The organism is Pseudoalteromonas sp. MIP2626 (genome assembly GCF_013414205.1).
Classification (GTDB): Bacteria; Pseudomonadota; Gammaproteobacteria; order Enterobacterales; family Alteromonadaceae; genus Pseudoalteromonas; species Pseudoalteromonas nigrifaciens.
Genome location: NZ_JAATTW010000063.1, coordinates 1 through 18,398 on the forward strand (window position 1 = coordinate 1; position 18,398 = coordinate 18,398).

Annotated in this window: 19 protein-coding genes and 1 tRNA gene; 9 read left to right on the forward strand and 11 right to left on the reverse strand. The window is 40.0% G+C overall.

What is annotated here, in order from left to right; translation table 11 throughout:
* Nucleotides 1–176: 176 nt before the first annotated feature.
* The 7 genes from HC000_RS16535 to rlmE form a co-directional block, all read right to left on the reverse strand.
* Nucleotides 177–261: transfer RNA gene (locus HC000_RS16535), tRNA-Leu, on the reverse strand.
* Between the two features lie 85 nt (nt 262–346).
* Complete coding sequence (gene secG, locus HC000_RS16540) at nt 347–700, reverse strand: preprotein translocase subunit SecG (RefSeq protein WP_011327567.1); 354 nt, start codon at nt 698–700, stop codon at nt 347–349.
* On the reverse strand, nt 701–1,450 hold the full coding sequence (gene tpiA / locus HC000_RS16545) for a triose-phosphate isomerase (RefSeq protein ID WP_179808217.1): 750 nt from the start codon (nt 1,448–1,450) through the stop codon (nt 701–703).
* 72 nt (nt 1,451–1,522) lie between these two features.
* A complete protein-coding gene (glmM, locus tag HC000_RS16550) occupies nt 1,523–2,872 on the reverse strand; it encodes a phosphoglucosamine mutase (protein ID WP_011327565.1) in 1,350 nt (449 codons plus the stop codon).
* Entirely contained in the window at nt 2,873–3,718 is an 846-nt protein-coding gene (gene folP, locus HC000_RS16555; RefSeq protein ID WP_179808219.1) for a dihydropteroate synthase, read from the reverse strand.
* A 97-nt stretch (nt 3,719–3,815) separates the two neighbouring features.
* Nucleotides 3,816–5,753 carry an ATP-dependent zinc metalloprotease FtsH gene (gene ftsH, locus HC000_RS16560; protein WP_058374518.1) on the reverse strand — a complete coding sequence of 646 codons (1,938 nt, stop codon included), beginning with the start codon at nt 5,751–5,753 and terminating at the stop codon, nt 3,816–3,818.
* Between the two features lie 66 nt (nt 5,754–5,819).
* Nucleotides 5,820–6,449, reverse strand: a complete 630-nt coding sequence (gene rlmE / locus HC000_RS16565) for a 23S rRNA (uridine(2552)-2'-O)-methyltransferase RlmE (protein ID WP_011327562.1) — start codon at nt 6,447–6,449, stop codon at nt 5,820–5,822.
* Nucleotides 6,450–6,537: 88 nt separating this feature from the next.
* On the opposite strand from rlmE, the gene yhbY reads away from it, so the two are divergent.
* Complete coding sequence (gene yhbY / locus HC000_RS16570; RefSeq protein WP_011327561.1) at nt 6,538–6,834, forward strand: ribosome assembly RNA-binding protein YhbY; 297 nt, start codon at nt 6,538–6,540, stop codon at nt 6,832–6,834.
* A 77-nt stretch (nt 6,835–6,911) separates the two neighbouring features.
* Here the strand turns inward: yhbY and HC000_RS16575 are convergent, their stop codons facing one another.
* Nucleotides 6,912–7,433, reverse strand: coding sequence for a histidine phosphatase family protein (locus HC000_RS16575; RefSeq protein ID WP_011327559.1), 522 nt, complete (start codon nt 7,431–7,433; stop codon nt 6,912–6,914).
* Nucleotides 7,434–7,438: 5 nt separating this feature from the next.
* Nucleotides 7,439–8,584: a serine hydrolase domain-containing protein gene (locus HC000_RS16580; protein ID WP_011327558.1), complete on the reverse strand. Its 1,146-nt coding sequence runs from the start codon at nt 8,582–8,584 to the stop codon at nt 7,439–7,441.
* A 114-nt stretch (nt 8,585–8,698) separates the two neighbouring features.
* Here HC000_RS16580 and HC000_RS16585 point away from each other — a divergent pair, with 114 nt between their 5' ends.
* The 6 genes from HC000_RS16585 to HC000_RS16610 all read left to right on the forward strand — a co-directional run bounded on the left by HC000_RS16585 (nt 8,699) and on the right by HC000_RS16610 (nt 14,420).
* Nucleotides 8,699–9,517 (forward strand): hypothetical protein, encoded by an 819-nt coding sequence (locus tag HC000_RS16585; RefSeq protein WP_011327557.1) that lies wholly within the window; start codon nt 8,699–8,701, stop codon nt 9,515–9,517.
* 92 nt (nt 9,518–9,609) lie between these two features.
* A complete protein-coding gene (locus HC000_RS16590; RefSeq protein ID WP_086993499.1) occupies nt 9,610–10,467 on the forward strand; it encodes a MipA/OmpV family protein in 858 nt (285 codons plus the stop codon).
* Complete coding sequence (locus HC000_RS16595) at nt 10,457–10,843, forward strand: DUF3019 domain-containing protein (protein ID WP_041454364.1); 387 nt, start codon at nt 10,457–10,459, stop codon at nt 10,841–10,843. The genes HC000_RS16590 and HC000_RS16595 overlap by 11 nt, the downstream gene beginning before the upstream one ends.
* A gap of 12 nt (nt 10,844–10,855) precedes the next feature.
* Entirely contained in the window at nt 10,856–11,560 is a 705-nt protein-coding gene (locus tag HC000_RS16600) for a response regulator transcription factor (protein ID WP_011327554.1), read from the forward strand.
* Between the two features lie 6 nt (nt 11,561–11,566).
* Nucleotides 11,567–12,865 carry an ATP-binding protein gene (locus HC000_RS16605; RefSeq protein WP_179808223.1) on the forward strand — a complete coding sequence of 433 codons (1,299 nt, stop codon included), beginning with the start codon at nt 11,567–11,569 and terminating at the stop codon, nt 12,863–12,865.
* Nucleotides 12,866–13,064: 199 nt separating this feature from the next.
* Entirely contained in the window at nt 13,065–14,420 is a 1,356-nt protein-coding gene (locus HC000_RS16610) for a sodium-dependent transporter (RefSeq protein ID WP_086993503.1), read from the forward strand.
* A 52-nt stretch (nt 14,421–14,472) separates the two neighbouring features.
* Here HC000_RS16610 and HC000_RS16615 read toward each other — a convergent pair whose 3' ends face one another.
* Both HC000_RS16615 and HC000_RS16620 read right to left on the reverse strand, forming a co-directional pair.
* On the reverse strand, nt 14,473–14,922 hold the full coding sequence (locus HC000_RS16615; protein WP_179808224.1) for a GNAT family N-acetyltransferase: 450 nt from the start codon (nt 14,920–14,922) through the stop codon (nt 14,473–14,475).
* A gap of 169 nt (nt 14,923–15,091) precedes the next feature.
* Nucleotides 15,092–15,835, reverse strand: a complete 744-nt coding sequence (locus HC000_RS16620) for a sporulation protein (RefSeq protein WP_179808226.1) — start codon at nt 15,833–15,835, stop codon at nt 15,092–15,094.
* A 309-nt stretch (nt 15,836–16,144) separates the two neighbouring features.
* On the opposite strand from HC000_RS16620, the gene HC000_RS16625 reads away from it, so the two are divergent.
* Both HC000_RS16625 and HC000_RS16630 read left to right on the forward strand, forming a co-directional pair.
* Nucleotides 16,145–17,716 carry a cation:proton antiporter family protein gene (locus tag HC000_RS16625; protein WP_041454668.1) on the forward strand — a complete coding sequence of 524 codons (1,572 nt, stop codon included), beginning with the start codon at nt 16,145–16,147 and terminating at the stop codon, nt 17,714–17,716.
* 264 nt (nt 17,717–17,980) lie between these two features.
* Nucleotides 17,981–18,202, forward strand: coding sequence for a DUF3820 family protein (locus tag HC000_RS16630; RefSeq protein ID WP_179808228.1), 222 nt, complete (start codon nt 17,981–17,983; stop codon nt 18,200–18,202).
* Nucleotides 18,203–18,398: the final 196 nt, after the last annotated feature.

Below are 18,398 nucleotides of genomic sequence, written 5' to 3' on the forward strand. Positions count from 1 at the left end.
TGTACCTCTAACTTCTTATGGCTTCCTTCAGACCCCACCGTTGGCCAGTGACGCCCTTGCCATTCAGATTATCTTCCCCTTAGTCAGGGTGATAAGGCATCTTTCAGCCTATCGGGTTTGCCAGCTTCGCTGGGCAAACAAAAAACCCAGCAACGTTAGTTACTGGGTTTTAAATTTGGTGCGGATGGGGGGACTTGAACCCCCATGCCCTAAAGCACCACCCCCTCAAGGTGGCGTGTCTACCAATTCCACCACATCCGCATTTATTAAGCTTGCGCTTAGGTGTTAAACTTTATGATTTATTTGAGGAGTATAAATCGTTTAACGTTTTAGCTTTTACGCTAAATTAATTTGGTACGTCAGAGCGTTGCTCTTTCGAAGATGTAACTGGCACATCTTCTTCAACAGGAATAACTGTTTCTAAAGCTGGTGCTGCTTCAAGGTTTTCCCATTCATCAGTCTTTTTAATATGACTTGCAGTAAGGTTGCCCAGTACTATGCTTAATATAAAAAACACAGAAGCTAAAACTGTCGTTGTTTTAGTCATAAAGTTACCTGCACCTGATGATCCGAAAACAGTTGACGAAGCACCCGCGCCAAATGAAGAACCCATATCGGCACCTTTACCTTGCTGGATTAAAACCATTCCAACAAGCGCTAAAGCTACAACTAAATAAACTACTAGTAAAATTTCGTACATTTATACGGTCCCTTTTGCACTGTTGCAGATAGCAGCAAATGAATCTGCTTTTAAACTTGCGCCACCAATTAGGCCGCCGTCTATATCTGTTTGTGCAAATAATAATTCGCTATTTTTTTCGTTAACGCTACCACCATATAAGATGGTTAGCCCTTGTGCTAAATCGCTGTTTAATGAAGCGATTTTGTCACGGATAAATTTATGAACGCTTTGTGCCTGTTCTGGCGATGCAGTCTTACCTGTGCCTATGGCCCAAACGGGTTCATATGCTATCACAGAATCTTTGAGTGCTGCTACACCTAATTTTTCAATTACTGCATCAATTTGTGCAGCAACTATTTGTTCTGTTTTACCGTTTTCTTGCTCACTTTCGCTCTCTCCAACACATAAAATTGGCGTTAAACCAACTTGTTGTGCGCGAGCAAATTTTGCAGCTACGACATCATTGCTTTCTTTGTATATACTACGACGCTCTGAGTGACCTACTAATACATATTGGGCGCCCAACTCTTTAATAAGTTGTGCATCAACTTCACCGGTAAATGCACCGGGGGTATTTTCTGACACAGTTTGAGTTCCCGTTGAAACACCGCTGGCTATCATTGCTGACACTAACGGAAACGGAGGAAATAAAACAATGTCTATCTCGTTTGATTTAACATTGTTAATAGCATCAGACATTTGTTTAACCAGCTCTAAAGAGCCATTCATTTTCCAATTGCCTGCGACCATCGCCTTGCGTGCTGCCATTTTTCCACTCCACATGAGAAAGCGGTCGAGATATTAACTCGACTCGCCCAAAGTTACAAGAGGTTATTGTTATCAATCAGTTTGTTTGCTCATAGATTCAACAACCGCGGCTATTTTTTCTGCGCTGTCGATTACTAACTTCTCTTGTTCGGCCTCAACCATAACACGTACAACAGGTTCAGTGCCTGATTTGCGTAGTAACACACGCCCCTTTTCACCTAAAGTTTGCTCAACCTCTGCTACTGCAGCTAATACTGCAGGCGCTTTTGTCGGATCTGTACCTGGGGTATAACGTACGTTAATCATTTTCATTGGGTACTTAGTAAAACCAGTACCTAAGTCTTGTAATGTTTTATTTTGCGCAACCATAGCAGCTAATACTTGCAAGCTTGAAATAATACCATCGCCGGTGCTAATTAAATCAAGGTTTAATACATGGCCCGAGCTTTCGCCGCCAATAGTCCAGCCTTTTTGTTGTAGCAATTCCATTACATAACGGTCGCCTACTTTACTGCGTGCAAATTCAATACCTTTGGCTTTCAATGCATTTTCAAGGCCCATGTTTGACATAACAGTGCCAACAACACCACCACCTAAATTATCATCTTGCGCTGCTTGGCAGGCAATAATATACACTAAGTCATCACCATCAAACACACGACCATTATGATCAACCATCATTACACGGTCGCCATCGCCATCATAGGCAATGCCCACATCTGCATTATGTTCAAGCACTTTACGTTTTAGGGTATCTACGTGAGTAGCGCCGCATTCATGGTTAATATTTACACCATTGGGCTCACACGCATGCGTGATTATATTTGCACCTAGTTCGCGCATAACTGATGGTGCAATATGGTAAGTTGCGCCATTGGCACAATCGAGTACAATTTTTAATCCTTCAAGCGACAAGCTTTGTGGAAATTGGCTTTTACAGAATTCGATATAACGACCATCAGCGCTAGTTAAGCGACTCGCTTTACCTAATTTATCTGACTCAACACAAGTCATTGGTTCATCAAGCATGGCTTCAATTTCAAGCTCTACTTTGTCATCAAGCTTTAAACCGCGACAGTTAAAAAACTTTATGCCGTTATCGTAATACGGGTTGTGCGATGCACTAATTACTATGCCGGCTTCGGCTCTAAATGTTTGTGCTAAATAAGCAATCGCAGGGGTTGGCATAGGGCCCAGTAATACAACATCGATTCCTGCTGCAATTAACCCTGCTTGTAATGCGGTTTCTAACATATAGCCTGAAATGCGGGTATCTTTACCTATCATCACTTTTTTAGTGCCGTTTTCTGATAGGACACGGCCCGCAGCCCAACCTAGTTTCATTGCAAACTCAGGATTTATAGGATGCTCACCCACGAGCCCGCGTACACCATCGGTGCCAAAATATTTTCTTTCTTTCATTTAAAGTACTCCTTGTTTGCAGGCTTGTAGTACGTTAAGTACATCTGCGGTTTCTTTTACGTCGTGTACACGAATAATATGCGCACCATTTTGTGCTGCGATTAATGCGCCCGCTAAACTGCCGGCCAATCGCTCATTTGTATTTCTATTTAATAAGTTGCCAATCATCGACTTACGCGATAATCCCGCTAACAACGGTAAACCAAACTGATTAAAGTCATTAAACTGCGCCAGTAGTTGGTAATTGTGGCTGAGTGTTTTACCAAAACCAAAGCCAGGATCAAGAATAAGTTGTGTTTGCTTAATCCCCGCTGTTTTACACGCAGCAATACGCTGACTAAAAAACTGTTTTATATCTGTAAATAAATCATCATAGTGTGGCGCTGCCTGCATGCTGCGAGGTTGGCCTTGCATATGCATTAAACACACCGCAACATCAGGAAACTGCGCCACTACGTTCAGTGCGTCGCTTTCTTGTAATGCACGTACGTCATTAACAATATCGGCCCCAGCTAAAATAGCTTGGTGCATTACTTGTGCTTTGCTGGTATCAATAGATATAACGCAATCACTGTTTTCACGAATTGCTTTAATCGCTGGTATTACACGTGCTAATTCATCCTCAAGGCTCACATCAGGAGCACCTGGGCGAGTCGACTCTCCGCCAATATCTATAATTTGCGCCCCGTCGTCTAACAATTGCAGCGCACGCTGCAGCGCAATATCAGGGTCTATAAACTTCCCGCCATCTGAAAAAGAATCGGGAGTAACATTAAGTATTCCCATAATTACTGGATTTGCCAAACTTAGTGTACGTTTGCGAGGCAAGTTTAGTAAATTATTCATGATGACCTTTTTTGTTTGAATTAGCTGAAGTTTATTTTATACGTTTGATACAAAAAAGCCCCGAGGTTCGGGGCTTTTAGTTTAGCTATTTTAACGATTATTCAGCTTTGTCATCAAGGTTTGTTTCATCTTTTTTAGCTTCATCAGTTGGTTTTTGATCTTCATCAACTAATTTTTCTGCTGAAACATCTTCTTTAACTGGCTTTTTTTCATGGCGGTCATGCGCATCGCGTGGTTCACGAACTTCTTGGCGCGCCATTAAATCATCAATTTGCTTAGCATCAATCGTTTCGTACTTCATCAGCGCATCTTTCATTGCGTGTAGAATATCGATATTTTCTTTTAATATCGCTTCTGCTCGCTGATAGTTACGATCTGATAATAAGCGTACTTCGCTATCGATAATTTTAGCTGTTTCGTCCGATATACTCATAGAGCGGCCACCGCCCATGTACATATCGTTTTGATCTTCTGCGTAAAGTAGTGGTCCAAGTTTTTCACTTAAACCCCAGTGCGTTACCATTTTACGGGCAATATCACTCGCACGTTCAATATCGTTACTAGCACCTGTGGTTACTTTATCTGCACCATAAATAAGTGCTTCTGCGATACGTCCGCCATACAGGCTTGAGATCATCGACTCTAGCAATTCTTTCGAATGGCTTACACGGTCTTGTTCTGGCAAGTACATAGTTACACCTAGCGCACGGCCACGTGGAATTATAGATACTTTATAAACAGGATCATGCTCTGGCACCATACGACCAACAATAGCATGGCCAGCTTCATGGTACGCTGTCATGGCTTTTTCTTGCTCGCTCATCACCATGGTTTTGCGCTCAGCGCCCATCATGATTTTATCTTTAGCAGCGTCAAACTCAGCCATACTTACAACACGTTTATTACCGCGTGCCGCATACAGTGCAGCTTCGTTTACTAGGTTTGCTAAATCAGCACCTGAAAAACCCGGTGTACCACGTGCAATTACAGCCGCTTCAACGTTGTCGCCTAATGGCACTTTACGCATATGTACTTTAAGAATTTGCTCACGGCCACGAATATCAGGTAAGCCAACTTCAACTTGACGGTCAAAACGACCAGGACGAAGTAAGGCTGGATCTAATACGTCTGGGCGGTTAGTTGCAGCAATAACGATAATACCTTCGTTACCACCAAAACCATCCATTTCGACTAGCATTTGGTTTAGCGTTTGCTCACGTTCGTCGTTACCGCCGCCCATACCAGCGCCACGTTTACGACCTACAGCATCTATTTCATCAATAAAGATAATACAGGGTGATGCTTTTTTAGCTTGCTCGAACATATCTCGTACGCGAGATGCGCCCACACCAACAAACATTTCAACAAAGTCCGAACCAGAAATAGTAAAGAACGGCACTTTTGCTTCACCAGCAACGGCTTTAGCAAGTAACGTTTTACCTGTACCAGGAGGACCAACCATCAACACGCCTTTAGGAATGCTGCCACCTAATTTTTGAAATTTTGATGGGTCGCGTAAAAAATCTACCAATTCTGATACATCTTCTTTAGCTTCATCACAACCAGCAACATCGGCAAAAGTGGTTTTTATTTGATCTTCGCTCATTAAGCGCGCTTTGCTCTTACCAAACGACATTGCCCCTTTACCGCCACCGCCTTGCATTTGACGCATGAAAAATATCCACACACCAATAAGCAGTATCATAGGGAACCAAGAAATAAATATGCTTGCTAAAAATGACTGCTCTTCAGGTTTAACCCCTTTCACATTCACGTTACTTTTTAACAAATCATTTAAAATGTCTTTGTCGTAAATTGGCATAATCGTTTGAAAACGTTCGCCACTGGTTTTTGTACCTGTAATTGTGCCACTGGTACTTTCAATTGCCACTTCTTGTATAGAGCCACTGCGGGCATCTTTAACAAATTGACTATAACTAGTTTGACGATCTACTTGATCGCCGCCATTAAAGCTCTGAAATACTGACATCAGCACAACTGCAATAACCAGCCAGAGTATTAGATTTTTTGCCATATCGCTCAAGGGGTTAACCTCTTGTATCCAATTAATTTAAATTCAACTAAACGCCCAACAACTGTACTACAGTTTATATCCAGTCGCTACTATATATACTTCCCGTGAACGGGCGCGCGAGGCATCTGGTTTACGTATCTTCACTGTTTTAAAACTATTACGTACATCTTGCAAGAACTGATCAAAGCCTTCACCTTGGAATACTTTAACAATAAATGCACCATTTTTCTTTAGTACTTGATTACACATATCCAGTGCAAGCTCGACCAAATACATGCTACCAGCTTGATCAACTGAATTGTTACCACTCATATTTGGTGCCATGTCAGAGAGTACCACATCAACATTTTTGCCATCAATACGTTTTAACAACGCACTTAACACTGCTTCTTCACGAAAGTCGCCTTGTAAAAAGTCAACACCCGCTAATGAATCCATAGGGAGGATATCGCACGCTATAACTTGGCCTTTATCTCCTACTTTTTCTGCCAAATATTGTGACCAACTACCCGGTGCAGCCCCTAAATCAACAACAGTCATTGCTGGGCGGAGTAACTTGTCTCTACTTTGGACCTCATCTAATTTAAAAACAGCTCGAGAACGCCAACCTTTTTTTTGCGCCTCTTGAACATATTTATCATCAAAATGTTCTTTCAGCCATCGCTGTGAACTGGCTGACTGTTTTTTATTTGTCATAAATTAACACGCAACTAATTAGTAATATTCTTTAGATGGCGGTAGAATACCCTTAATTCAAGCCATATTCAGCAAAATTTGTATAAACATGACATTATCAAACAAACAAAAGCAGTTTTTAAAAGGTCAGGCACATAGCCTCAAGCCTGTAGTTTTACTAGGTTCTAACGGTTTAACCGAAGGCGTAGTAGTAGAAATTCAAAGCGCATTAGAAATTCACGAATTAATTAAAGTGAAGGTTCCAACTGATGATCGCGAAACTAAAGCGCTCATTTTTGAAGCAATTGTGCGTGAAACTGGCGCTACTAAATTACAATCAATTGGTCACACAATTGTGCTTTATCGCCAAAGTGAAGAGAAAAAAATTAAATTACCGCGTGGCTAAACACCTACTTGTAGGATTTACCCGGTAATATAAAAAAACCAGCACCCGCTGGTTTTTTATTATCTGTCACTTTTAAATTAATGATTAAAATCCATAGTGAGTTCACTGACCCTATATTGTGGTGCATCTTTTGGGGCTTTATCGCGTATTTTATCTAGTATGTAATAGCGCGAAAACTCATCTTCAGACATAGCACTCACCGTACCTTTTGAAAGCAGTGCCGTAAGTTCAGGCGTGGTGTTACTGTGTCCTACAACAATTACAACACCCTGTAATTTTAGTAGTTTACTTTCAAGTGAAGCTAAATCAGCTGCATCATACATTTTTACTGTAGTGCTTAAGTAAGTAGCCATTGGCGCTGCTGTTTGTAATGTACGCTTATAATTGCTGCTAAATAGCTGCACGTTTTTATGTTGTTTTATTAACTGTACCAAATACTGTGCACGTTGTGCGCCAAGCACTGTAAGCGACGGGTTTTTACCGGCTTGTTTTTCACTGTGGCGAAATAAATAAATCTTATCTGGGGCGGCAAATACAAATTGGCTATTAAACACCATAACCAGTAGCGCCAAGATTAAAAGCCTTTTATCTTTAATCATGATTTTTAGCCTCGCTTATATTTAAGCACTCTATTTATAAACTCTGTTGTAAGTTCATTTATCACCCCAGTTTCGGCATTTATTATTAAGCTAAAACCCACATTTAAATGAGGAAAAACCACTAAATCGGTGCGATAGCCTTGCACCCAACCACTATGGTAATAAAGGGTTTCATCATCGTAGTTATATACTCGCCAACCTAGCCCATAAAAAGCCTCACTAAGATGACCTTTCCATACTCGTCGGTATTGCTCTTTTTTGGTATGCGTATAGGGACGTGTTTGTACCGCTAATGCATCGAGCGATAATACATTTGGGTACTGACCTAATTGCGCCTTTAGCCATATTGCCATATCGGCAGCACTGGCATTTATGCCTGCAGCGGGGGCTACTTTATAATAATTTTTTTTCAGCTTAGCGCTATACCAACGTTTTTTCCCTCTTACATGTGGAAATGCGTAGTTTTTATCTTGCACCATAGCGTCGTAGCCTAAACTAGTGTCATGCATTTTTAAGGGCGTAAAAATAGCGTCATTTAGCCACTGAGAGTAACTTTTATGAGTACTCCTTAAAATTACATCGTCAATTAAACTAAACATCACATTTTGATAGCCATAACACTGCCCAGGATCGCATATGGGCGCTACCGTAAGTAGCTTTTCAACAATATCTGGATAACTCATTCGTGATTCAATTAGGTTATCGTAGGCGTTGGGAACTAGGCCACTAGAGTGACTTAAAATATGATAAACCTTTAAATTATCTTTGTAGTCGGTGTTAGCAAATTCAGGAATATAGTCGCTAATAGGCTGGTATAAATCTATTTCCCCTTCACTTGCAAGCTTAGCAGCTAACGATCCTGCAAAGGTTTTAGATACTGATGCTAATCTAAAACGTGTATGTTGATTAACCCTTTGAGAGCTACCCACTTTGGTAAAGCCCATGGTATGAATATAATCACTCGACTGCATATTAACAATCGATAAAGCCGCGCCAGGTATACCTTTTCGTTTAAGCTTTTTTTCTGCGTAACGCCCATATTTTTTTACAAATGCAGGCCAATCTGGATCTACATTTGCAGCAACCTCTGAGTGGGTTATTAAAATACAAAAGGCGAGCAGGTAATAAATCGAGTAATTAAGGTACTTCATCGGTGGCTGTTTTTTCTTTTTTTAATTGCTTCTATGCATATAATATCATGAACTTTTGTCAAGACTAACGTACAATATGTTGATTATTGGCCTTTTACTGAGTGTGAAGTATTTATGCGTTTTTTAGTTGTACCACTTTTTATATTATTTTCATCGGGTTGCGCTATAACCACAACAACAAATCAGCCTGCTGAGCCATTGGCAATGCCCTTAAAGCCAATGTTAAAAAGTCAGACATACCAACTGGAGTATGAGGCACAACACACCTCGCCTAAAGTAAAGTCAGTGCAATTACCAGCTCATAAAGTAATGAAAAACCAAACGGTTAAAATTGTTACCGACAGAGTAAGTGTAACCGACACTTTACTGGCGCAAATAAGCCAAGCGCTCAATGACAAACAACTAAAAGTAACTACTAAAAACGATAGTGATTACACACTTGCTATTCATCAAGTTGATCTGTCGTTTACCGATGATAGTAAATACACGTTAAATCAGCCCAAACAACCTTATGCTCTATACTCTAAAGTTGCACAGCAATTTCCAACCCAGCAGTGTGCAACTATTTTAGCGCAAGTTAGTATGCGCTTAACGCATAAAGCCTCTGGTGATGTTGTTTGGTTTGCAAAATCATCTTTAGATAGCACTAGCTTTCATCGTGAATCACTGATTTATAGCTTTACCGAAGAGCAAAAAATCACTAATGAACTTGAAGTAGTCGCCTTTGTCCACCAGCAAAATACCGAACAAGCACGTTTAGCACGCGCCGAGGCAAATACAAAGGTAACTATTCCTAAATATAATACAATGAGCAAGCTTAGCACACTGACTAAAGTGCAAGGCCCGTGTACTCGCACAGAAATAAGTGCTTTAGCACCAATGATGCAGTTTTATTTAAGCAGTATATTAATCGACAAAATTAAAGTGATATAAGCGTAAGTTAAACACTACATTTTTTTACAGGTTTAAAGGAACGTTTAACAATATACTACGCTTTATAACCATTACTTATTTAGGTTCCAAGGATGAAGCACTCAATACTTAGCTATTTTTTATGTTACACCTGCTTATTATTTGCCTGTGTATTTAGTGCCCATAGTACTGCCAGTAACCGCTATTATGCTGATAATACCTTGGAGCCTATTCAAGGCTTTGCATGGGACTGGAGCGCCGGTACTGGTTATTATATTGAAGACTCTTACCTTATCGGCATGGACTCCTATGACGATGGTATTGAATTAGATCTCAGCCTTGCGGTTTCTTTTGATAACTTTTATCTCGATTATGACCATAACCAACTCAGCGGCGGCCTTGTTATAGGCTACAGTCTAATTAACAAATATAATTGGGAGCTCGATATAATCGGTGCTAACGCCCAAGCTGGGTTTGGTCAAAAAGGCTTGGGGTTTTATAACAATGGTGTGGTTGAGGAATTACGCGGCATTAAAAAGCGTAAGTATGACTTTAATACAGGCCTTAGATTTACCCACAGATTTGATGGCTCACAGGTTTCTATTGAATTTTTGCATGACATTTCAAACGCCCACAATGGCTGGGTATTTAATTCTTTTTTTAGCAAAATACAACCTTGGCGTAACTGGGAGTTTCGCTCAGGCATAGGCTTTAGTGCCTACTCTGCTGACTTTACTAACTATTATTTTGGTATTGAGCAAAGTGAAGTTACCTTGCTGCGTCCTGCCTATAAAACCAATGCCAGCAGCAGCATTATGCTTGAGTTTCATGCTGAGTACCCGCTTAACCAAGACTGGGTGTTTTTAGCCGGCTGGTTAACGACTTTATTTTCTAAAGAAATTGACGACAGCCCTATTATTTCTCAAGGGTACCAACACAAAGCCAAGCTAGGCGTGCGTTATGTATTTTAGACGCTGGTGTTATTTACTATTAGCTTACCCTGGCAGTTTACTCGCCGAGGTGCCCCAAGAGGTAACCGCACTTAGTGCAATACCTAATACCTGCGTGGCACTACGTGAAGGCCGCCACTGTTATACTGAAGTGGTTTTATCATGGCAGCAGCCCACAATAGGTAACTACTGCTTACGAGACGCTACCTCAAAATATATTATGCAATGTTGGCTTAAGCAGCAACACGGCGTTTTTAATTATGCATTTGACTCTGAGCAGAGCTTATCATTTGAATTATTTGATAGTAATACTGCAAAAGTCATAGCCACCACTGAAGTAAAGTTACAGTGGGTTTATCAAAACAGGCAGAAAAAACGCCGTTGGCGATTGTTTTAATAAGGAAGTCTTATGGATAATTACGGTACTATTTTACTCGTTGAAGATGATATTTCTTTGGCACAATGGGTGGCTGAATATTTAACAGAACAAGGCTATTGTGTACATGTTTGTCATCGCGGTGATGAAGTTGTTGGCCAAGTTAAAACCTTGAAACCGCAGTTAATACTACTTGATATTATGCTTCCTGGGTTAGACGGCATAAGCGTTTGTCGCGAGCTACGTAGCTTTTATCAAGCTCCTATTATTATGCTAACAGCTCGTGATGACGAAATGGATGAAGTGATTGGCTTAGAGGTAGGTGCCAGTGACTACATAATGAAACCGGTACGCCCTCGTGCATTACTAGCAAGAATAAAGTCAGCCCTTAGGCTCACCACCCAAAGCAGCCAATCTCATAAACAGCATAGTATTATTAATGTAGGGGCTTTGAGCATTAATAGTGAGTCGCGAAGCGTTAAACTTAACGATATCGATATAAATATATCTAGCGCTGAGTATTTATTGCTGCATTACTTAGCCAGTAACGCAGGGCAAGTTGTATCACGCGATGCGGTGTTTAAAGCAACCAAAGGACGCGAGTACGACGGCCTTGATAGAAGTGTTGATGTGCTTATTTCTGCGCTACGTAAAAAGTTTAATGACGATCCGCAAAACCCTGAAAAAATTAAAACAATTTGGGGACGAGGTTATTTACTCGTTGCCACTGCTTGGTAGCTACAAATGAAAAAGTTTTATATTGCACTGCTTAGCAGCGCACTGCTTTCGATTATTGTTTTAGGCTGGCTTATTGACGCTTTTAGTCAAAATACACACGCCCCTTTAGACGAATTTAGCATGCAAAGTAAAATGATTGCAGGGTTTAGCAAACAGCTTGCTACTCTCCCCCCTGCACAGCGCAGTAATTATGTTACAAAGTTAGCCAACGACTTTAGCCTGCCGCTTACCTATAAGCTAAACGACACTTTAGCGCTTAGCCCTGCCTTACTTATGCAAATGCAAACCCATGGTGGGTTAATTTTAGAGGGCGAACAGGGTTTTCATATGCTTTATAGCAACCAAGCATTAAGCCCTTATCATTTATCTATGCGCCTCGATAACTCATTTGAAGCAGAGCAACGCGACGATATTATTCTAACCTTATTATTTTACGCTGGGCTGTGTGTATTTATGGGCTTTATTATTTATCCCTTAGCCAAACGCTTGAGCGTGTTAAATGAAGCAGCTAAAAAATTTGCATCGGGTGATGTTAAAACTCGTATCAAAGTCTCTCATTTCACGTATATAAAAGATGTAGAGCTCACCTTTAACCGTATGGCGAGTCAAATAGAAAAGCTGGTTGCTGAAAATAAGCTAATGGCTTCGAGTTTATCCCATGACATTCGCACCCCCATAGCTTGCCTGCGATTTGGTTTAGATGCTGCAATAGATAGCAATGACATGCCAAAAGTGAAGCAATATTTAACCCGCATGGAAAATGACTTAGACCATATGGAGTCTATGCTAAAAAGCTACCTAGCCTTTGCCACGCTAGAACAAAATGCCAACCGCTTAACCTACTCTGCAACCCATATGCGCAGCTACTTTGAAGATATTTTAGCGCAGCTATCGCCTAAATTAGACTCCCACAAACTCAGTGTGCAACTTAATAGTAGTAACGATGTTATTTATGCCGACTTACATTGGCTTGCCAGAGCCGTTACTAATTTAATTAATAATGCCTGCGACTTTGCCCTGCAACATATTTATGTAAGTGCTACTGTCAATGAGCAACATATTATTATTACCGTAGAGGACGATGGCCCAGGCATAGCAGCTGAAAACTTTAGCAAAGTATTTAGCCCTTTTTTTCGCGAAAACAATCACCGCAATCGAGCTGATAAAAGTTATGGCCTCGGATTAGCAATTGTTGAAAAAGTAGCTGACTGGCATCACGGCCGTGTTTATGCAGGCAAAAGTAAGCAGTTAGGTGGAGCTTGTTTTACCCTGAAAATAGCTCAACAACACCCTAGTGTAAAGTAAAGGCTACACACTGTAAATTAACAATTATTAAACAATATCAAGCTGTTAATTTTTAGTTTTAAGTTACTTTATTAAAATCTATGTTCATAACACAGAGTTTAATAAAGTAATTGTGCTAGATCAGCAAATTAGCACTTTTTATTTTTTTACATTTCCAGTAGATTGTCTGCGCCGTCACAAAATAGAGAAGTACAATAATATGAGTGCAGTAAGAGGCGAGTTTAGCTCTCGCTTTGGTTTTATAATGGCCGCCGCAGGATCTGCTGTAGGTTTAGGTAACATTTGGGGTTTCCCTACACAAACCGCAAGTAATGGTGGTGCCGCATTTTTAATTGCGTATTTAGTACTGGCATTCTTTTTGGCTTATCCTGCTTTAATGGCGGAGCTAATGATTGGTCGTCATGGCCAAGCAAATGCGGTTTCTTCACTTAGAAAAATATCTAATAAACCTTGGCAAAAACATTTTTCTTTTGCGGTTGGTTTTGGCGGTATTTTATGTGCTGGCTTTATTTTAAGCTTTTATGCCATTGTTGCTGGTTGGATGCTAAGTGCAACAGCAGAACCTATTACAACGTTAGTGGGCGCAAACTCTGCATCTGCTTGGCTAGGTGAACAGTCACTTAGCAGAAACATCATTTTCACTATGATCTTTATTGTACTAACCGTTGCTATTATTAGTCGTGGCGTTGAAAACGGAATCGAAAAATGGTCAAAACGTTTAATGCCTGCTTTGCTCAGCATTTTATTTGCGTTAATTATTTATGTAATGACCCAAGATGGCGCTATTGAAGGCTTAAAGGCGTATTTAGTACCTGATTTCTCATCTATTTTTGATGCTAACTTGTTAGTTAGTGCACTAGGGCAAGCATTCTTTTCATTATCACTAGGTACCAGTGTGATGATTATTTATGGCTCGTATATTAGTAAAAAAGAGAACTTAGTTTCGTTAGGTGCTTATGTCACGCTTATTGATGTATTTATTGCTTTTGTCGCAGGGTTATTAATCATTCCTGCTATGTATGTAGCACAAGCACAAGGGATTGAGATTTTCTCACCGACTACCGGAAAGCTCCTCTCTGAAGACACATTAGTATTTCAAGTATTACCTGCACTTTTTGATGGTATGGGTGGTATGGGGTTATTTGTTGGCTTTGCGTTTTTTGCGCTAATGAGCATTGCAGCACTCACCTCCTCTATTTCAATGCTCGAAGCGCCGGTATCTTATACGGTAGAACGCTTTGCAATGTCTCGCTTACAGGCCACTTGGGTAATTGGTGCATTAATCACTCTAGTGAGCATCACGATAGTGTGTAACTTAGAGTTACTGTTTGGCTTAGTGATCACCTTAACCACTAAAGTGGCACAGCCATTATTAGGTCTTATGTGTTGTATATACGTAGGCTGGATTTGGTCAAGAGGCTCATTACTAAAGGCCATTCAAGAAGGTAACCCTGAAGTACACAATACCTTATTTTGGAAAGTATGGCCTTGGTACACTAAGTTTGTATGCCCACTGGCGATAGGCCTGGTATTTTTACATTCATTATTAAGCTAAAGTTAGTTTCTGCTCTTAACAACAAAAAAGCCCACATTGTGGGCTTTTTTAATCAAGGTACTAGTTGTAAAACCATATCTTGATGAGCAATGCCATCTTCTAAATATTCAGCATTAATACTTTCAAATCCGAATGAGCGATAAAACTCCAGTAAGTACGTTTGCGCACCAATATAAATATCACGTTCTGGCCATTGGCTTTTACAGCAATTAATGGCCTCTGTAACCAATTGCTGAGCCAATCCTCTACCTCGTTCCTCTTTAGTGACTAACACGCGACCGATCGCACTGTATTTTGCGTTTTTTTCGTAGCATCGAGCATAAGCTTGTAGCGTATTATTTTTCACAGTGTAAATATGCAAGGTACTTGGTGCTATATCATTATCGTCAAGCTCTGGATAAGGGCACATTTGCTCAACTACAAATACCTCTACGCGCTCACGCATTATGGAGAATAAGGTTTGCGTATTGAGCGCAGTAAAAGTTTCACATTTAAACGCCATTGTAACTCCTGTCGTTGGCTCTAATAGACATAAAAGCCTATACGTTATTAGGGCTAGGCATAATAGCAGTAATGCAGCTAGGGGCTTAATTAACCGCTATGCTATATAATAAAATGGCTTAAAACAAAAACCCAGCATAAGCTGGGTTTGTTTTAAGTAATTATCTACCTTAGGTAAATAGTCGCTCTAACTGATCGCATAATTGCGAGAGATTTACATGGTCGTGCTCTATGGTTAAATCTACATAACCATCGCCTTTAAATGCTCTATCTAACTCAATTAACACATGGGTTTTATGTGCTTCTGGAATGAATGATAATTCAATTTCTTTCACTCCAAATAAACTGCGGCTGTTAGGCTTGTATTCTAGCTCTTGATAACAACCAGACACTGATTGAAACGTTGATGCGCGCAAATGGCCTTTTTCAACATCAGCTTTAGTTAGGCTAAAGCCTAGCTTTTCCATGGCCTGCATACACGTTTTAACAGCTTCATTGGGGTACACATGTAAATGGTCTTTATCACTTGGATCAAGCGCTAAATCAATGCCCAGCCCAGTTTCAAGCCAAACATAAGATTGGTTATACCCTGCATTAATTTCAGTAATAGGTGTTTCTGAATGCAACCGTGCTTGAAAAGGAATCGTTTTAACTTCCCCTGGCTCTACCGTGCCTATATCTGTAATGCGCCACTGCTCTATAACGTGGTTGGTAAAATAGTCACCATCTTCATTTGATGCTTTAACTCGCGTCATTAATAGTAAATCTAACCCTGCAATTTCTTGGCTTACATCACCAGCTGTAATAACGATTTGCGCATTAAATAATTGCCCAGGCTGAAGGTGCTCTGTTTCTAAAATAGTGTCTACTTTGGCGGCACCAATACCAACCGATGCTAAAATCTTTTTAAACATATTTTTCTCCTTAAGCTGAGCGGCTCTATAATGTGCTCTAACTTAAACTTCGTCGTTAGCGCATCTTAACCACATTTAAATGCTCTTGTCAGTGAAAAACTACTATTTACATGCTGTTTACGATTAAATAAGTGTTAAATGTCCATTTTTCATACGCAACAGAGCAAGTATTTGATTAAACGGCGCTTAAGCCTAATCTTTTATGAAGGACTTATTGTATGAATAAAATGGTGAGTATTTGTATATTTATTTTCAATGGTATTGATTTTTCGTTACACTAAACCTCCCAATGAAGTGATATTTATAATTATGGAACTAATTTACTTTGCCGCCGCGTTTGTGTTTGGCTTTGCTGTTTATCAGCTAAAGCTCCCTCCTCTTATCGGTTTTTTACTTGCGGGATTCGCGCTTAATTTAGCGGGCTATAAAAGCACCGAATTACTCAACACCATTGCTACCTTAGGCGTTACGCTTTTATTATTTAGTATTGGTTTAAAGCTAAAAGTAAATAGTTTAATGAAACCACAAGTGTGGGCTTCTGCTACTTTACATATTATTTTGAGTAGTGCGTTATTTAGTGGCTTTATGCTATTACTTAGCCTATTTGCACTGCCATTATTTGTTGATTTGAGCTGGCAAAGCGCTTTATTAGTTGGCTTTGCATTGAGTTTTTCTAGTACCGTTTTTGCTGTTAAAGTGTTAGAAGAACGCGGTGAAATGGGCAGCTTACACGGAAAAGTAGCCATTGGTATTTTAGTTATGCAAGATATTTTTGCCGTGGTATTTTTAGCTATTAGCACAGGTAAAATCCCTAATATTTGGGCTTTGGTACTTATTATTTCACTGCCGCTAGTACGCCCTGTTATGGGGTGGATACTAAACCGCTCTAAACACGGCGAACTCCTGCCATTATTTGGGTTTTTCTTTGCACTTGTGGCTGGTTATCATGCATTTGAGCTAGTTGGTTTAAAAGGTGATTTAGGGGCACTAATAATAGGTATGATGATTGCGCCTCATAAAAAGGCCAGTGAACTTTCTAAGTCATTACTTAATTTAAAAGATATTTTATTGGTTGGCTTTTTCTTAACAATAGGTTTAAACGCAGAGCTTACCACCAGCTCATTACTGGCCGCGTTATTACTGGTGTTAGTATTACCAATAAAAACGTTTTTATATTATGTGCTAACAAACATGTTTAACTTACGTGCTCGCACCTCATTGCTAACCACTTTTAGTTTAGCTAATTATAGCGAGTTTGGTTTAATAGTTTGCGCTGTAGCCGCCTCTACAGGCATGATCACCTCTGAGTGGTTAGCCGTTATTGCAATTGCCGTATCAATTACCTTTATTATTGCATCCCCTTTAAATAAGCGCTCTAACGAAATTTACGCAAAAATAGAGCCTTGGCTACTAAAGTTTGAAAGTAAAACTCGTTTATCCGAAGAACTGCCTGTTAACCTTAACGACACTAAAATTGTTATATTTGGCATGGGCAGAATTGGCACAGGTGCTTATGAAACAATAAATGCTACGCACCCACAGCTAGTTGCAGGTATAGACATAAAGCCTGAAGTAGTTGATAAGCACATAAAACGCGGAAGAAATGTATTAATAGCAGATGCGACCGACCCTGACTTTTGGCAGCGCGTAAATCACTCTCGTGTTGAAATGGTCATGCTAACAATGCCACAGCATATGCAAAATATTTTTGCGTTAGAGCAATTAAAAGCATCGGGTTATAAAGGGCAAGTTACCGCTATTGCTAACTACCCTGATCAGCAAAAAGAGTTAGAAGAAATGGGTGTAAATTCTACCTATAACTTTTACTTAGAAGCCGGTAGTGGTTTTGCTGAGCACGTTAAACAAAAATTATTTTCGTAAAGCAGCACTAATTTGAATTTACATTCTTTTACAAGCTAATTCTCTAACATAGAAAAAAGCAGGTAAACTAAAGACTATTGGTAAATATTAGCGCAAGCACCTGCCCCTAGTTAGACTCCAGCTAACGAAGGGCTTACTAATAAAATATATTAATCCAGAGGGCCTGCTCCCTCGTTAAATAGGCTGTTACTTGCCCGTCACAGCCTATTTTATCTCTTTAATATACCTTACACTTAGCTATGTTTTATAAAACCTTTAAAGCCAATGGATCCTACACAGCTAAAAATTGCCGTTAATACTATTATGCCCTTTGGAAAGTACGCAGGCCGCCCTTTACTGCTTTTACCCGAGCCCTATTTAGTATGGTTTAAACAACAAGGGTTTCCCGACTCAAAGCTAGGCAGCCAACTAGCCATGATGTATGAGGTAAAGCTCAATGGGCTAGAGCAAATGTTAATGCCATTACTAGAAAAGAAAGATAATTAAATTAAGAACTTTTTTATAAAGGGGCTGTCTATTACTTTGCTACTTGTTGATTTTGATTAAAACCCATCGAGTAGGGTGAGGCTTATGCCTCATCCCTCTCACAGAACCGTACGTACGGGCCTCGTATACGGCTCCTGTACCCTTCACATTTTATCAACTTATTTCCTAAACGCTGATAAAGCAAGCCATCCCGTAT

Excerpts from the sequence above, each read along its gene's own strand:
- secG (WP_011327567.1), bottom strand. The coding sequence starts at position 700 with ATGTACGAAATTTTACTAGTAGTTTATTTAGTTGTAGCTTTAGCGCTT.
- tpiA (WP_179808217.1), bottom strand. The coding sequence starts at position 1,450 with ATGGCAGCACGCAAGGCGATGGTCGCAGGCAATTGGAAAATGAATGGC.
- glmM (WP_011327565.1), bottom strand. The coding sequence starts at position 2,872 with ATGAAAGAAAGAAAATATTTTGGCACCGATGGTGTACGCGGGCTCGTG.
- folP (WP_179808219.1), bottom strand. The coding sequence starts at position 3,718 with ATGAATAATTTACTAAACTTGCCTCGCAAACGTACACTAAGTTTGGCA.
- ftsH (WP_058374518.1), bottom strand. The coding sequence starts at position 5,753 with ATGGCAAAAAATCTAATACTCTGGCTGGTTATTGCAGTTGTGCTGATG.
- rlmE (WP_011327562.1), bottom strand. The coding sequence starts at position 6,449 with ATGACAAATAAAAAACAGTCAGCCAGTTCACAGCGATGGCTGAAAGAA.
- yhbY (WP_011327561.1), top strand. The coding sequence starts at position 6,538 with ATGACATTATCAAACAAACAAAAGCAGTTTTTAAAAGGTCAGGCACAT.
- HC000_RS16575 (WP_011327559.1), bottom strand. The coding sequence starts at position 7,433 with ATGATTAAAGATAAAAGGCTTTTAATCTTGGCGCTACTGGTTATGGTG.
- HC000_RS16580 (WP_011327558.1), bottom strand. The coding sequence starts at position 8,584 with ATGAAGTACCTTAATTACTCGATTTATTACCTGCTCGCCTTTTGTATT.
- HC000_RS16585 (WP_011327557.1), top strand. The coding sequence starts at position 8,699 with ATGCGTTTTTTAGTTGTACCACTTTTTATATTATTTTCATCGGGTTGC.
- HC000_RS16590 (WP_086993499.1), top strand. The coding sequence starts at position 9,610 with ATGAAGCACTCAATACTTAGCTATTTTTTATGTTACACCTGCTTATTA.
- HC000_RS16595 (WP_041454364.1), top strand. The coding sequence starts at position 10,457 with ATGTATTTTAGACGCTGGTGTTATTTACTATTAGCTTACCCTGGCAGT.
- HC000_RS16600 (WP_011327554.1), top strand. The coding sequence starts at position 10,856 with ATGGATAATTACGGTACTATTTTACTCGTTGAAGATGATATTTCTTTG.
- HC000_RS16605 (WP_179808223.1), top strand. The coding sequence starts at position 11,567 with ATGAAAAAGTTTTATATTGCACTGCTTAGCAGCGCACTGCTTTCGATT.
- HC000_RS16610 (WP_086993503.1), top strand. The coding sequence starts at position 13,065 with ATGAGTGCAGTAAGAGGCGAGTTTAGCTCTCGCTTTGGTTTTATAATG.
- HC000_RS16615 (WP_179808224.1), bottom strand. The coding sequence starts at position 14,922 with ATGGCGTTTAAATGTGAAACTTTTACTGCGCTCAATACGCAAACCTTA.
- HC000_RS16620 (WP_179808226.1), bottom strand. The coding sequence starts at position 15,835 with ATGTTTAAAAAGATTTTAGCATCGGTTGGTATTGGTGCCGCCAAAGTA.
- HC000_RS16625 (WP_041454668.1), top strand. The coding sequence starts at position 16,145 with ATGGAACTAATTTACTTTGCCGCCGCGTTTGTGTTTGGCTTTGCTGTT.
- HC000_RS16630 (WP_179808228.1), top strand. The coding sequence starts at position 17,981 with ATGGATCCTACACAGCTAAAAATTGCCGTTAATACTATTATGCCCTTT.